Source organism: Amycolatopsis sp. lyj-109, assembly GCF_046548995.1.
In the GTDB taxonomy this organism is placed as follows: domain Bacteria; phylum Actinomycetota; class Actinomycetes; order Mycobacteriales; family Pseudonocardiaceae; genus Amycolatopsis.
In genome coordinates this window covers 174485-187534 of sequence record NZ_JAJPWR010000015.1, presented here as the reverse complement: position 1 = coordinate 187534, position 13050 = coordinate 174485, and the positions used below count along the sequence as shown (strand labels likewise).

15 protein-coding genes are annotated in these 13050 nt (G+C 71.8%); 9 read left to right on the top strand and 6 right to left on the bottom strand.

Translation table 11 applies throughout. The features are described 5' to 3' along the window. Window positions 1-35: 35 nt before the first annotated feature. Window positions 36-614, bottom strand: coding sequence for a peptide deformylase (locus ACLJQF_RS30895; RefSeq protein ID WP_360163991.1), 579 nt, complete (start codon window positions 612-614; stop codon window positions 36-38). Window positions 615-769: 155 nt separating this feature from the next. On the opposite strand from ACLJQF_RS30895, the gene ACLJQF_RS30890 reads away from it, so the two are divergent. Beyond that, window positions 770-1078, top strand: a complete 309-nt coding sequence (locus ACLJQF_RS30890; protein ID WP_003101701.1) for a DUF3263 domain-containing protein — start codon at window positions 770-772, stop codon at window positions 1076-1078. Continuing rightward, complete coding sequence (locus ACLJQF_RS30885) at window positions 1075-1698, top strand: LytR C-terminal domain-containing protein (protein WP_410613846.1); 624 nt, start codon at window positions 1075-1077, stop codon at window positions 1696-1698. The genes ACLJQF_RS30890 and ACLJQF_RS30885 overlap by 4 nt, the downstream gene beginning before the upstream one ends. Window positions 1699-1784: 86 nt before the next feature. Here the strand turns inward: ACLJQF_RS30885 and ACLJQF_RS30880 are convergent, their stop codons facing one another. The 3 genes from ACLJQF_RS30880 to ACLJQF_RS30870 form a co-directional block, all read right to left on the bottom strand. After that, complete coding sequence (locus tag ACLJQF_RS30880) at window positions 1785-4046, bottom strand: AAA family ATPase (RefSeq protein ID WP_410613845.1); 2262 nt, start codon at window positions 4044-4046, stop codon at window positions 1785-1787. A 180-nt stretch (window positions 4047-4226) separates the two neighbouring features. Then, window positions 4227-5171, bottom strand: a complete 945-nt coding sequence (gene pssA, locus ACLJQF_RS30875) for a CDP-diacylglycerol--serine O-phosphatidyltransferase (protein ID WP_410613844.1) — start codon at window positions 5169-5171, stop codon at window positions 4227-4229. A 3-nt stretch (window positions 5172-5174) separates the two neighbouring features. Beyond that, the gene (locus ACLJQF_RS30870) at window positions 5175-5900 is read right to left on the bottom strand and encodes a phosphatidylserine decarboxylase (protein WP_410613843.1); all 726 of its coding nucleotides are present in this window, start codon (window positions 5898-5900) and stop codon (window positions 5175-5177) included. Window positions 5901-6147: 247 nt separating this feature from the next. On the opposite strand from ACLJQF_RS30870, the gene ACLJQF_RS30865 reads away from it, so the two are divergent. Further along, window positions 6148-6387: a hypothetical protein gene (locus ACLJQF_RS30865; RefSeq protein WP_410613842.1), complete on the top strand. Its 240-nt coding sequence runs from the start codon at window positions 6148-6150 to the stop codon at window positions 6385-6387. Window positions 6388-6426: 39 nt separating this feature from the next. Here the strand turns inward: ACLJQF_RS30865 and ACLJQF_RS30860 are convergent, their stop codons facing one another. Continuing rightward, a complete protein-coding gene (locus ACLJQF_RS30860) occupies window positions 6427-6711 on the bottom strand; it encodes a GlsB/YeaQ/YmgE family stress response membrane protein (RefSeq protein ID WP_410613841.1) in 285 nt (94 codons plus the stop codon). 73 nt (window positions 6712-6784) lie between these two features. Between ACLJQF_RS30860 and ACLJQF_RS30855 the strand changes: the two genes are divergently transcribed. Together ACLJQF_RS30855 and ACLJQF_RS30850 are read left to right on the top strand one after the other, a co-directional pair. Next, entirely contained in the window at window positions 6785-7345 is a 561-nt protein-coding gene (locus tag ACLJQF_RS30855; protein ID WP_410613840.1) for a helix-turn-helix domain-containing protein, read from the top strand. Further along, window positions 7342-8595, top strand: coding sequence for an MFS transporter (locus ACLJQF_RS30850; protein WP_410613839.1), 1254 nt, complete (start codon window positions 7342-7344; stop codon window positions 8593-8595). Before ACLJQF_RS30855 ends, ACLJQF_RS30850 begins: the two co-directional genes overlap by 4 nt. Here the strand turns inward: ACLJQF_RS30850 and glp are convergent. After that, a complete protein-coding gene (gene glp / locus ACLJQF_RS30845) occupies window positions 8549-9742 on the bottom strand; it encodes a gephyrin-like molybdotransferase Glp (protein ID WP_410613838.1) in 1194 nt (397 codons plus the stop codon). The two genes, ACLJQF_RS30850 and glp, sit on opposite strands and share 47 nt — an antisense overlap. A 73-nt stretch (window positions 9743-9815) precedes the next feature. On the opposite strand from glp, the gene ACLJQF_RS30840 reads away from it, so the two are divergent. From ACLJQF_RS30840 to ACLJQF_RS30825, 4 genes are all read left to right on the top strand, one after another. Next, window positions 9816-10493 carry a TIGR00266 family protein gene (locus tag ACLJQF_RS30840; protein ID WP_410613837.1) on the top strand — a complete coding sequence of 226 codons (678 nt, stop codon included), beginning with the start codon at window positions 9816-9818 and terminating at the stop codon, window positions 10491-10493. Beyond that, complete coding sequence (locus tag ACLJQF_RS30835; RefSeq protein ID WP_410613836.1) at window positions 10493-11116, top strand: AIM24 family protein; 624 nt, start codon at window positions 10493-10495, stop codon at window positions 11114-11116. The genes ACLJQF_RS30840 and ACLJQF_RS30835 overlap by 1 nt, the downstream gene beginning before the upstream one ends. 112 nt (window positions 11117-11228) lie before the next feature. Next, window positions 11229-11435 carry a cold-shock protein gene (locus ACLJQF_RS30830; RefSeq protein WP_003085446.1) on the top strand — a complete coding sequence of 69 codons (207 nt, stop codon included), beginning with the start codon at window positions 11229-11231 and terminating at the stop codon, window positions 11433-11435. 64 nt (window positions 11436-11499) lie between these two features. After that, window positions 11500-12984, top strand: a complete 1485-nt coding sequence (locus tag ACLJQF_RS30825) for a serine/threonine-protein kinase (RefSeq protein ID WP_410613835.1) — start codon at window positions 11500-11502, stop codon at window positions 12982-12984. Window positions 12985-13050: the final 66 nt, after the last annotated feature.

Sequence of the window (13050 nt, the reverse complement as noted above, 5' to 3'; positions counted from 1 at the left end):
TTCTAACCCTAATTACCACTCACGAGCGGGCCGGGTCAGATGACCGCGCCGTCGTCCTCGGGGGTGCGCGGCGGCAGCCACGAGTTGCCGGGGACGCCCCACTTGTTCGACTTCAGCATCTTCTTCGCGGCGCGCGCGTGGCGGCCGACCAGGCGGTCGAGGTAGATGTACCCGTCCAGGTGATCGGTTTCGTGCTGCAGGCAGCGCGCGAAGTAGCCGGTGCCCTCGACCTCGATCGGGTTGCCCTCGACGTCGGAGCCGGTCACCTTCGCCCACTTTGCGCGGCCCGTCGGGTACGACTCGCCGGGCGCCGAGAGGCAGCCCTCCCAGTCGTCGTCCGGGTCCGGCATGGTCTCCGGGATCTCCGAGGTCTCGAGCTTCGGGTTGACCACGACGCCCTTGTGCCGGACGCCTTCGTCGTCCGGGCAGTCGTAGACGAACACCCGCAGATCGAGGCCGATCTGGTTGGCCGCGAGGCCGACACCCTCGGCGGCGTACATCGTCTCGAACATGTCGTCCACGAGCGTGCGCAGCTTCTCGTCGAACTCGGTGATCTCCCGAGTCGGCTGGTGCAGCACGGGTTCGCCGGCGATAACGATGGGGTGGATGGTCACGGCGAGCCAGTTTAGTCGGCCCCCTCTGGTAGACCTGCATCAGACCGTGACGCGCCGACGTCGATGCCCACGTCGGCGGCCGCTTCCGTGGTTGAATGGCGCCCGCGGAAGAGCTGGATCTGATTCGCCATGACGCCCGATTGAGAGGGACTCGGATGGACGCCGCGGAGTCGATGGCTGAGCCGCAGCCGTCGCCGCCGAAGCCCGTACCCGGCCTGACCGAACGCGAGGTCGAGATCCTCGCCTTCGAGCGCCAGTGGTGGCGACACGCCGGGGCGAAGGAGAACGCCATCCGCGAACGCTTCGACTTGTCTGCGACGCGCTACTACCAGCTGCTCAACAAGCTGCTGGAGAAGCCGGAGGCGATCGAAGCCGACCCGATGCTGGTGAAGCGGCTGCGCAAGACGCGCGCCGCCCGCCAGCGCAAGCGAGGCGCCCGCCGACTGGGGATCGAGCTGAAATGAGTGTGTTTTCCGGAATGTCCCGGCCGATGAAGGCCGCGGGCGTCGCGTTGATCGGCGTGGCGATCATCGCCGCGGTCATCGGCGGGATCTCCGCGCTGGGTGGGGGCAACGGGTCGAACGAAGCCGGGCCGAGCGGGACGCCGACGCAGCCGGGCTCGTCTTCGGCGCCGCCTTCGACGTCTTCTTCGGCGACGCCGCCCTCGACCTCGACCTCGGCGAGTTCTTCGTCGCCCGTCCCGCCGTCCCCCAGCTCGCCGGCGCCCGGCCAGCCGACGTCGGCCGCCCCCGGCCAGCCGGGTGGCGACCAGCAGGCGTCCAACAAGTGGGTGACCGTCCGGGTGTTCAACAACTCGACGATCAAGGGCTTGGCGGATCGCGCGGCGGAGGACTTCCGCGGCAGCGGCTGGAACGTCAACGAGGTCAGCAACTACTCCCAGGGCATCATCCCGACGACGACGGCGTTCTACCGCCCGGGCACCGACGAGGAAGCCGCGGCCAAGCAGCTCGCGCAGGAGTTCGGCATCAAAGCCGAGCCCCGCTTCGAGGGCATCCAGAGCGCGAGCCCCGGGGTCATCGTCATAGTGACGAAGGAGTACCAGGCCGGCCACAAGGGCAGCTGACGGGCTTTTCGCGTGCTTGAGCAGGCATCACGTGTCATGCCCCTTCAATCACGCGTGACGCCTCTCTGATCACGCGTGCTGCCCCTTCAATCACCAGCCTGGGTCTTCGCGTAGGCCTCGAGGGTGGCCAGCTGGCCGGGGTCGAGGCTCGGCCGGACCGTCTTCCGGGCCGCGTCCAGGTGCGCTGCCGTGACTTCGCGGGCCTCCAGCGACTCGCGCATCGCCGTCAACGCCGCTTCGCGGATCAGGGCCGCGCAGTCGGCCGCCGAGTATCCGTCCAGAGTGGACGCCACCGCGGCGAGGTCGACGTCGTCGGCCAGCGGGGTGTTCTTCGAACTGGCCGCGAGGATCGCCGCGCGGGCCTCGGCGTCCGGCGGGGGCACGTAGACGCGGCGCTCGAGCCGTCCGGGCCGCAGCAGCGCCGGGTCGACCAGCTCGGGCCGGTTCGTCGCGCCCAGGACGACGACTTCGCGCATCGGCTCGACGCCGTCGAGCTCGGTGAGCAGGGCGGCGACCACGCGGTCGGCGACGCCGGAGTCGGACGACTGGCCGCGACGCGGGGCCAGCGCGTCGATCTCGTCCAGGAAGATCAGCGCGGGCGCGGCCTCCGCGGCCCGGCGGAACAGCTCCCGCACCGCGCGTTCGGACTCGCCGACCCACTTGTCCATCAGCTCGGCGCCCTTGACCGCGAAGACGTTCAGCGCACCGGTGCCGGCCAGCGCCCGCACGAGGAACGTCTTGCCGCCGCCGGGCGGCCCGTACAGCAGCACCCCGCGCGGCGGATCGACGCCGAGCCGGGCGAACGAGTCCGGGTATCGCAGCGGCCAGAGCACGGCCTCGGTCAGCGACTGCTTGACGTCGACCATGTTGCCGACGTCGTCCAGGGTCAGCCCGCCGGTGGCCAGGTTGTCCGAAGTGGACATCGAGACCGGCCGGACGGTGGCCAGCGCGTCCAGCAGGTCCTGCTGCGAGATGCGCGGCTCGTCGGTGTCGCGCTGGCGCAGCGCCGCTCGCAGGGCTGCGTCCCGGCGCAGCGCGATGAGGTCCGCCGCGACGAAGCCCGGCGTCCGCTCGGCGAGGACGCCGCAGTCGATCCCGGCGTCGAGCGGCACGTCGCGGAGCAGGACGTTCAGCAGCTCGCGGCGGGTTTTCGCGTCCGGGAGAGCCAGGCCGAGCTCACGGTCCAGCAGGTCGGCGGCGCGCAGCCGCGGGTCGGCCGACTCGGCACGGGCCGTCGTCGCCACGACGGCGAAGCGCTCGCGCCGCAACGCCGTCCGCAGCTCCTCCAGCACGACCGTGGCCACCGGCGGGGGAGTCGTCGCGGGTAGCAGCGCGTCGACGTCGCTGAACAGGAGGACGGAGGGGCCGTCAGCGCTTCGGATGGCATCGCGCAGGCGAGCCACGGCGACGTTCGGGTCCAGCACCGCGAGGTTCGGCGCGGCCAGCGGGATGATCTTGATGCCCGCTTCGTGGGCCACCGAGCGTACGAGCGTCGCCTTGCCGACGCCTTCGGGGCCGGACAGCAGGACGCCGAGGTGGGCGGGCGCGCCGAGGCGGGCCAGCAGCTCGGGCCGGTGGAAGGCGAGGTCGAACCACTCGGCGAGCTTGCGCGCGGCGGCTTCGGTGCCGATCAGGTCGGCCAGCGGGACGGCGGCCTCTTCGGCCGCGACCTCGTCCTCGACGACCTCGGCGTCGATCCACTCCTCGGCCGCGGTGACGGCGGAGGTGCGGACCAGCGCGGTCGCCGTCCGCGGCGTGGCCGGTTCGGCGGCGCCCGGCCGGGCGCCGTCGCGCCAGGTGACCACTGTGGACGGTCCGACCGCGACGGTGCCGGCCGGCTCGGTGGCGGTGACGGTGAGCAGCTCGTTCGTCCAGGTCGCGCCGATCGCCCGCGACAGCTGGCCGCGCAGGCCGGCCGGGTCCGACCCCGGCGACGGCGCGAGGTCCTGCGGCAGCAGCGAAACGGCGTCGCCGACGGTGAGCACCTTGCCGATCAGGGCGAGCCGCAGCATGTGCGGGCTGACCGAGACGCTGGCCAGCCGCGACCCGGCGACGGTCACGGTCTTGGCGGCCGCGACGTCGGCCGGCGTGACGACGACCTCCGCGCCCTCGGTGACGCCGAGGTTCGACATCGTGACGTCGTCGGTGAGCACCACCCCGGGCACCCCGGTCTCGTCGGCGGGCGCGGCGAGCGCGGCGCTGACCCGCGCCCCGGTGAGGTGGACGGCGTCCCAAGCCCGCAGGCCCAAGGCGTCGAGGACTTCGGGATGCAGCCGGACGACGCCGCGGCGCGTGTCCAGCGCTGACGGAGTGTGCCGGACGGTCAGCGTGATCTGGGGGTGGCTCACGCCCTTCACCCTAGCGAGCCATCGCCCCACGAGGAGGTGAGAACCCGTGTCGTCTCTTCAACCACGCGCGTCGACCTCCCGATCACGGACGCTCGCGTGATCCAGCCCGGGTCTCGCGTGATTGAAGGCGTAACTCGCGTGATTGAAGGGGCATCTCGCGTGATTGGAGGGTCGACACGGCTACTTGCGGCGGAGGCCGATCTGGCGCCAGGAGCGGCGGCGCTGGCCGTTTTCGGAGGTGACGCGGGGGGTTCGGGCCGTTTCGCGGGGGAGGCGGACCGCGCGCATTGCCGCGCCCGCGACGCGGCGGCGCAGCGGCGGGCGGAGGCCGAGGCGGCGCGGGGAGCGGGCCCGGCGGATCGCGCGGCGCTCGCGCGGCGGGGCCGCCCAGGCCTCGGGGTGCGCCGCCAGCCAGCGGTGCCGGTAGACCGAATACGGGATGTGCGCCAGGTACAGCACCATCGCCGCGAACAGGGCGACCAGCGGGAACTGGATGATCGCCGCCGCCAGGAGGGCGACGCCGAGCAGCAGCGGCGCGATCGCCCTCGCCGGCGCCTTGACCGTCTTCAGCGACAGCGTCGGGATGCGGCTGATCAGCAGCGCCGCGATGGCGACCGTCCACGCCCACACGACGTACTGCGACGACCACCACCCCTCGCCCCACTGCAGGTACGCCACCAGCGGCAGCATCCCCAGCAGGCCGCCCGCGGGCGCCGGGACGCCGACGAAGAACTCGCTCGCGTACGGCGGCTGCTCGGTGTCGTCGAGCAGCGTGTTGAACCGGGCCAGGCGCAGGATCATGCAGACGGCGAAGATCAGCGACGCCACCCAGCCGATCCGGTCCGCGCCCGTCTGCCACACGTAGATCACCAGCGCCGGCGCGACGCCGAACGAGATGCCGTCGGACAGCGAGTCCAGCTCCGCGCCCATCTTCGACGTCGCGTCGAGCAGGCGGGCGATCCGGCCGTCCAGGCTGTCGAGCACCGCCGCGATGCCGATCGAGGCGATCGCCATCCCGTAGTTCTTGGTCAGCGCGAACTGCACGGCCGAGAGGCCCGCGCACAGCGCCAGCACGGTGATGGCGTTCGGCAGCAGCCGGACGCCCGGGGTGGTCACCCGGACCATCGATCAGCCTTTCGCAGGCGCGGCAGGGAGTTCGGCGATGACCGTCTCGCCGCCGATCGTGCGCTGGCCCTTGCTGACCAGCACCGTCGAGCCCGGCGGTAGGTAGAGGTCGACCCGCGAGCCGAACCGGATGATGCCGTACGTCGAAGCGGCGCCGACCTTGTCGCCTTCGCGGATCTCGCAGAGGATGCGGCGGGCGACCAGGCCGGCGATCTGCACGACGACGAGCTCGTGGCCGTCTTCGGTGCGCATCAGCACGGAGTTGCGTTCGTTGTCGTCGCTCGCCTTGTCCAGGTCCGCGGACAGGAACTTGCCCGGCCGGTAGGCGACGCGCTCGATCACGCCGTTCGCCGGCACGCGCTGGACGTGCACGTCGAACACCGAGAGGAACACCGACACGCGCATCCGCGGCTCGGCGGGCAGGCCGAGCTCGGCGGGCGGCACGGCCTCCTCGATCAGCGACACGAGACCGTCGGCCGAGGCGAGGGCGACGCCGTCACGCGGCGGCGGGACCCGCTTCGGCTCGCGGAAGAACGCGGCCATCGCCACGGTCGTGAGCGCGCCGAGGACGCCGAGGCGCTTGGAGAACCGGCGGGCGACCAGCGTCGCGACCGCGCCGCCCGCCACGAACGGGCGACCGGCGGGGTGCATCGGCGGCAGTGTTTCGCGGGCGAGCTGGAGGGCGTGGGCGACTGGGTTGCCGGCGGGCTCCGGCCGGGTGCCGCTCATGGTCGGGTCCCCTGATTTCGTGTCGGAAGAACTGTGGGCGCCGGAATCCGGCGGCCGCGTACGGGCGTCCCCACGCTACCGCTGCCCCAGGTGAGGGTGTCCGCGCGCCCCTGCCGGACTCCTCCGGGAGGGGGTCACCGCAGCGGGTGGGAATGATCGCCTCGTCGTAACGCAAGGTCGACTTCGCCGATAACTCTAAGTAGTTGCCGCCGTTCGGGGCGCTGCCCCGCCTGACCTGTGAGGACCGATGAACGACCGCCACGATCCCGCCGAAGCCCGGCTTCGCGAGCTCCTGGGCGCGTGGTGTCGGGAGATCGACGAGGTGCCTCTGCCGTCGCTCGTCGACCCGGTGTGCGCGGCCGCCGTCGTCATCGAGGCGAAGAAGGCGAGAAAGGCGAGGGAGGAAGAGAAAAGCGGCCGGGTGCATCCGCCCCCCGACGGCGCACGCACCCGGCCACCGGGAGATGCGCGTGAGGACGCACTTTAGCGTCCACCGGCCCGTTGATCACGGTTCGTTCGGCGAAAGTTACCAACGGTCACTCGGGCGCCGGGCCAGACCGCTCGCGAGCCGGAGGATCGCCAGGAGCACGACCGCGCCGAGGATGGCCACGCCGAAGCTCGGGAAGTCGAAGTCGAACGCCTGCGCCTGGCCGGTCGCGAGCCGGTAGACCAGCCCACCCAGCGCCGCGCCGACGACCCCGACAAGCACGCTGACCAGGCAACCCAGGCGTTGCCGCGCCCGCCCGCCGACGACCAGGTTCGCGATCCAGCCGACGATGGCGCCGAAGATCACCCATGCGACGAAACCCATGGCCGAAGCTTACGTGAGGGAGATGTACAAGCGTCATTGCGCAAGATCTCTTGTACAACTACTCTTGTGCGTCATGACCGATGACATCCGGGAGATCCGGGATTCGAAGGTGCTGGCCGCCATGTCCCACCAGTTGCGGCGCCGGCTCCTGGAACTGCTGCACCTCGACGGCCCGGCGACGGCGTCGATGCTCGCCGCGAAGACCGGCCAGGCGGTCGGCAACGTCAGCCACCACATGAAGGTCCTGGCCGCCGCGAAGCTGGTCGAGGAGGCTCCGGAACTGGCCCGCGACCAGCGGGAACGCTGGTGGAAGCGCAGTGCGAAGACGCTGCGGTGGGCCGCTGCCAACTTCCCGGGCGATCCGGTCGCCGAAGCCGCCGAGGTCCTCGTGCTCGATCACCAGACGGCGGTCGCCCGCGAATGGATCGCGAACCGCGAGACCTACCCCGAGGAGTGGCGCGGGGCGCCGTTCAGCATCGACACCTGGGTCCGGCTGTCCAAGGACGAGCTCGACGAGCTCAACGAGCGGATCTTCCTGCTGATCGGCGAGTTCGAGAACCGCACCGAACCCGGCGACGGCATCGAACGCCGGCCGGTCTTCTTCGCCGCGCGAGCGTCGCTGGGCAAGCCGTGACGGGGCTCTGGGGGAACAGGGACTTCCGGCTGCTCTGGACCGGCGAGACCACGAGCATGCTCGGCAGCATGGTGGCGAGCACGGCGTTGCCGCTGGTCGCGGTCATCACCTTGGGGGCGAGCACCTTTCAAGTGGCGTTGCTCACCGCGGCCGCCTGGCTGCCGTGGCTGGTCATCGGCCTGCCGGCGGGTGCGTGGGTCGACCGGCTGCCGAAGCGCCCGGTCATGCTGACCTGCAACGCGGTCTCGATGGCGGTGTTCGGCAGCGTCCCGGTCGCCGCCGCCTTCGGCGCGCTCACCATGGCGTACCTGCTGGCCGCGGCTTTGCTCGGCGGCGTCGCCAAGGTGTTCTTCACCCTCGCCTACCGCGCTTACCTCCCGGCGCTCGTCGGCGATGGCGAACTCCTGGAAGCCAACGCGAAGCTGCAGGGCAGCGAGTCCGCGACGCAGGTCGCCGGGCCGGGCCTGGCCGGGCTGCTGGCCCAGGCGTTCGGCCCGGTCAGCGGCATCCTGGCGGACGCGGTCAGCTTCGGTGTCTCCGTGCTGTGCGTGCGGTCGATCCGGGCGCGCGAAACCGTCGTTCCCGCCGAGCGCTCGCCGCTGCGCAGCCAGATCGCCGAGGGGCTCCGATTCGTCGTGGGCGACCGGTACCTGCGGTCGCTGATCACCTTCGGCGCCGTCTCGAACCTCGCGCTCACCGGTTACAGCGCCATCCAGATCGTGTTCTTGTCCCGGACGCTGGGCACTGCACCCGGGCTCGTGGGGCTGGTCCTGGCGCTGGGTGCGTCCGGAGGGGTGCTCGGCGCGGCCGTGGCCGGACGGCTCGCCGCACGCCTCGGCGCCGCACGCGCGTGGCTGCTGTGCGAGGTCTTGGCGGCGCCGATGCTGCTGCTCGGGCCGCTGAGCGGGCCCGGGTGGGGCCTGGTGCCGTTCGGGCTCGCGCTGTTCGGCGTGTGCGGGGGTGTCGTCGCCGGCAACGTGCTGGTCACGACGTTCCGGCAGCAGTACTGCCCGCCCGAGCTGTTCAGCCGGGTCAACTCCAGCATGTCGATCGTCAACTACGGCTCGATCCCGCTGGCCGGCGTCCTCGGCGGCGTGCTCGGAGAGGCGATCGGCATCCGCGAGACGCTCTGGGCGGCCGCGGGGATTTCGATCCTCGCGTTGCCGCTGCTCGCGCCCTACCGGAAGCTGCGGGACTTCCCAGTCAGAGCAGCAGGACGTCCACCTCGGCGCCTTCCTCAGCCGACGTGACGTCCTCCGGGAGCACGATCAGGCAGTTGGCCTGGGTGAACGCGGCCAGCAGGTGCGAGCCCGGCCCGCCGCGCGGTCCGACGATCCCGGTGACCTCCCGGTCGGACGGGGTGAACACGCCCCGCCGGTACTGGCGGCGCCCGGCGGGCGAGCTCATCGCCTCGGTCAGCCGGGCCCGCACCCGCCGCCGGGAGACGTCCGTGTGGCCCATCGCCGCCAGCAGCGCCGGGCGCAGGAAGGCCTCGAACGACACCAGCACGCTGACCGGGTTGCCGGGCAGCGCCACCACGGGCACGCCCTGCCAGCGTCCGCTGCCCTGCGGCCCGCCCGGCTGCATCGCGATCTTCGCGAACTCGACGCCTTGCCCGGTCAGCGCGTCCTTCACCACTTCGTACGCGCCCGCGCTGACCCCACCGGAGGTGACCAGCAGGTCGGCGCCGGCCAGCTTCGGCTCGATGACCTTGCGGAACTCCTCGACGTCGTCGACGACGCTGCGGACGACGTCGACCTCGCAGCCGAGGCCCCGGATCGCCGCGGCGAGCATCACGCTGTTGGACTCGTAGATCTGGCCGTGGCGCAGCGGGGCCGGCGCGTCGATCAGCTCGGTGCCGGTCGAGGCGACCACGACCCGCAACGGCCGGTGCACCCGCACCTCGGCGAGCCCGACCGCGGCCGCGAGGCCCAGCTGGGAGTGGCCCAGCACGGTGCCGGCGTGCAGGGCGACGTCGCCGGCGACGACGTCCTCGGCGGCGCGCCGGATGTGCGCGCCCTCGCGGGCGGGAGCGGAAATGGTCACCTGCGACGTGCCGCCGTCGGTGTCCTCGACCATCACGACGGCGTCCGCGCCCGGTGGCAGCGGCGCGCCGGTCATGATCCGGTGCGCGGTGCCCGGTTCGAGCGGCCGGACGTCGACCCGGCCCGCCGGGATGTCGTCGGCCACCGGCAGGGTCACCGGGGTGGTGGCTGCGTCATCGGCGCGGACCGCGTAGCCGTCCATCGCGGAGTTGTCGAAGGGTGGCAGCGAGACGCCGGCGCGCACGTCTTCGGCCAGGACGAGGCCGGCCGCGGCGGCGAGGGGCAGCATGGTCGCGGGGGCCGTGCCGAGGAGCGCGGCGACGCGGTCGCGGTAGTCGTCGACGGAGATCACCGGACCATCCTCCCCGCCTGCGGGACGCATGCAAGACTCTGCCCCGTCACAGGCACGCCTCAGGGGAGCACGCATGCAGGTCGGAATCCGTCAACAGCCTTCGTTCGCCGTCGCCCGGCTGATGCTGGCGCCCGGCGAGCCGTGCCAGGTCGAGTCCGGCGCGATGATGGCCACCAGCTACGGCGTGCAGGTGCAGTCGCAGGCGCAGGGCGGGATCATGAAGGGCCTCGGCCGCGCGTTCCTCTCCGGCGAGTCCTTCTTCATCTCCACCTTCACCGCGCCGCAGAACGGCGGCTGGGTCGACGTCGCCGCCAACCTGCCCGGCGACATCCAGGTGATCACCCTCGACGGCCGGACCGGCTGGGCCGTCACCCGCGGCTGCTGGCTCGCGTCGTCGCACGGCGTGCAGACCGAGACCAAGTGGGGCGGGATGAAGAACCTGATGGGCGGCGAGGGCGGCTTCCTGACCCACGCGACCGGCCAGGGTCAGCTGCTCGTCAGCTGCTACGGCGCGGTCGAGACCATCACGCTGCAGCAGGGCGAGATGGTGACCATCGACACCGGGCACGTCGTCGCGTACGCCGACACCGTGCAGTACCAGATCCGGAAGGTCGCGCAGGGCATCATCCAGTCCATGAAGAGCGGCGAAGGCCTGGTGTTCGACTTCGTCGGCCCCGGCCAGATCATGACGCAGACGCGCAACCCGTCGGCGCTGATCAGCTGGATCGTCTCCCACGTCCCGTCGCGCTGATGCGCGTCCAGACCCGGCACACGCCCACCTTCGGCGTCGCCCGCGTCCTGCTGGACCCGGGCGAGGCCGTGCAGGCCGCGCCGGAAACCCTGCTCGCCAGCCGGTTCGGGGTCACCGAGACGCCGGCCGGCCGCGGCGGTGTCCGCGCGGGCAAGAGCACGGCAGTGGTCTACACCGCACCGGCCGACGGCGGCTGGATCGACTTCGCGCCGCTGCGCCCGGGCGACGTCTACCCGCTCGACGTGGGCGGCGGCACGGGCTGGTCGGTGCACCGCGACGCGGTGCTGGTGCGGCCCTCGTCGGTCCGGCACGACGCCGGCTGGGGGCCGCTGCAGCAGCTCTTCGGCGCCGATTCGGGATTCCTCGAGCACTACAGCGGGACCGGGCCGCTCGTGCTGGCCGCGCCGGGCCCGGTGGACGCGTTCGACCTCGGGAAGGGCGAGCTGGTCACGGTCCGGCCGGACTACCTGCTGGCCTATCCCGACACCATCCAGTGCCGGTTGCGGGCCCTCGACCCGGGCGGGCCGCAGTCACTGCGCACCGGCGAAGGACTCGCTCTCGACTTCGCGGGTCCCGGGACGGTGCTCGTGCACGCGCGGAACCGACGCCTTTCGGGTTCGTGATCTTCGGACGAATTGCCCATTGCCGAGGGGAATAATTCCGGTAGCGTGATTGACACTTCCGCCGCTGGCATCCGCTCGGGCCAGCGGATCCTTTGTGCTGAGGGAGGGCGCCGTGGCTGTCGGCACCGTCAAATGGTTCAACTCGGAAAAAGGCTACGGGTTCATCGAATCCACGGAGGGGCCGGACGTGTTCGTCCACTATTCGGCCATCCAGTCCGAAGGATTCCGCACTTTGGACGAAGGCGATCGCGTCGAGTTCGAAGTCCAGTCGGGCCGGGATGGCCGGAGCCAGGCAGCCGACGTTCGAAAGGTTTCGTAACACGCCTGTCAGCTGATCGGTGAACCCCCGGCAGGCGCCGAACCAGGGGCGTTAGGCTGCGGGCGTGACAGGCGATGTGTCGGGGGACCTCACCGGTCGCCGGCTGGGCAACTACCGCATCGACGGAGTGCTCGGCAAGGGCGGCATGAGTGTGACCTACAAGGCCACGGATGTGCGGCTCGGCCGCAAGGTGGCCCTGAAGGTCATCGGTGACCACCTCGGGGCCGACGCCGAGTTCCGCGAACGGTTCGTCGACGAAGCGCGCAACACGTCCGCGATCGACCACGCCAACGTCGTGCCGCTGTACGACTTCGGCGAGCTCGACGGCATGCTCTACATCGCCATGCGCATGGTCGACGGCGGCGATCTCGCCGGGTTGATCTCGGGGGGACCCATCGCGCCGTCCCGCGCCCTGACGATGCTCGACCAGGTCGCGGACGCCCTCGACACGCTGCACAACCGTGGTCTGGTCCATCTCGACGTCAAGCCGGCGAACGTGCTGGTGACGAAGAAGGAGACCTCGCGCGAGCACGTCTACGTCGCCGACTTCGGGCTGACCCGGCGCGGCGCGACCGGGCACCGGACGCGCGGCGGCGACTTCCTCGGCTCGCCCACGTACGCGGCCCCCGAGCACCTGCGCGGGGAGCCACTGGACGGGCGCACCGACCAGTACGCGCTGACGTGCGTCCTCTACGCCTGCCTCACCGGGAGCCCGCCGTTCAAGGGCGACGTCCCGACGGTGATCAAGGGTCATCTCAACGGCGAGCCGCCGGCGATCTCCCGCGCCGTCGCGCTGCCGCCGGCGATCGACGAGGTGATCCGGCGCGGCATGGCCAAGAGCCCGGCCGACCGCTACGCCAGTTGCGTCGAGATGGTCGCGGCCGCGCGCCGCGCGCTCGGGCCCCTGGCGAACTCGGACACCCCGCCCGGCCCGCCCGGGTCCCATTCGGGCGGAATCCCCGCGCCGCAGCGTCCTGGTCAGGTACAACAGGGGCCGCATCAGAACAGCGCACCGCAGGGAGAGGGGGCCCCCGTGCACCCGTACGGAGGACAGCAGCCCGGCTACGGCCAGGGGCCCGGACCGCAGGGCCCGCAAGGCCCGCCGGGGCCGCCTGGGCCGCCGCCCGGTTACGGCTATCCGCAGCAGGGCGCACCACAGGGGCCGCCGCCCGGGATGCCGCCGCAGGGCCCACCCCCGGGGTACGGCTACCCGCCGCAGCAGGGCATGCCCCCGCAGGGCCCGCCGCCCGGCTACGGCCCGCCCGGCGACCCGATGCGGCTGCGCCCGCCGATGCCCGCCGGTGGTGCGGGCGCGTTCCACCAGCCGAAGAGCAGCGGTGGCAAGAAGTGGCTCTTCATCGTCCTCGGCCTGGTGGTCGTGGCCGGCTTGGTGGTGGGCGCGATCTTCCTCTTCGGCGACGGCGGCAGCGGTGGCGGCGGCCAGACGACGGCGCCGAACATCCCCGTCGGCCCGGGTGACTCGCAGACCAACCCGACTTCCTCGCTGAACGCGCCCCCGACGTCGATCAGCATCAAGCCGAGCTCCTGATCGTGCGGCGCTGAGCAGGTCTTCTTGCACTCTCACCCCGAGAGTGCTAAACACGGACTTGGCACT

What these genes read in the sequence shown, in the direction of transcription:
- ACLJQF_RS30870 (WP_410613843.1), bottom strand. Translation starts at nt 5,900, where the DNA reads ATGAGCGGCACCCGGCCGGAGCCCGCCGGCAACCCAGTCGCCCACGCC.
- ACLJQF_RS30840 (WP_410613837.1), top strand. Translation starts at nt 9,816, where the DNA reads ATGCAGGTCGGAATCCGTCAACAGCCTTCGTTCGCCGTCGCCCGGCTG.
- ACLJQF_RS30860 (WP_410613841.1), bottom strand. Translation starts at nt 6,711, where the DNA reads ATGGGTTTCGTCGCATGGGTGATCTTCGGCGCCATCGTCGGCTGGATC.
- pssA (WP_410613844.1), bottom strand. Translation starts at nt 5,171, where the DNA reads ATGGTCCGGGTGACCACCCCGGGCGTCCGGCTGCTGCCGAACGCCATC.
- ACLJQF_RS30865 (WP_410613842.1), top strand. Translation starts at nt 6,148, where the DNA reads ATGAACGACCGCCACGATCCCGCCGAAGCCCGGCTTCGCGAGCTCCTG.
- ACLJQF_RS30885 (WP_410613846.1), top strand. Translation starts at nt 1,075, where the DNA reads ATGAGTGTGTTTTCCGGAATGTCCCGGCCGATGAAGGCCGCGGGCGTC.
- ACLJQF_RS30835 (WP_410613836.1), top strand. Translation starts at nt 10,493, where the DNA reads ATGCGCGTCCAGACCCGGCACACGCCCACCTTCGGCGTCGCCCGCGTC.
- ACLJQF_RS30855 (WP_410613840.1), top strand. Translation starts at nt 6,785, where the DNA reads ATGACCGATGACATCCGGGAGATCCGGGATTCGAAGGTGCTGGCCGCC.
- ACLJQF_RS30890 (WP_003101701.1), top strand. Translation starts at nt 770, where the DNA reads ATGGACGCCGCGGAGTCGATGGCTGAGCCGCAGCCGTCGCCGCCGAAG.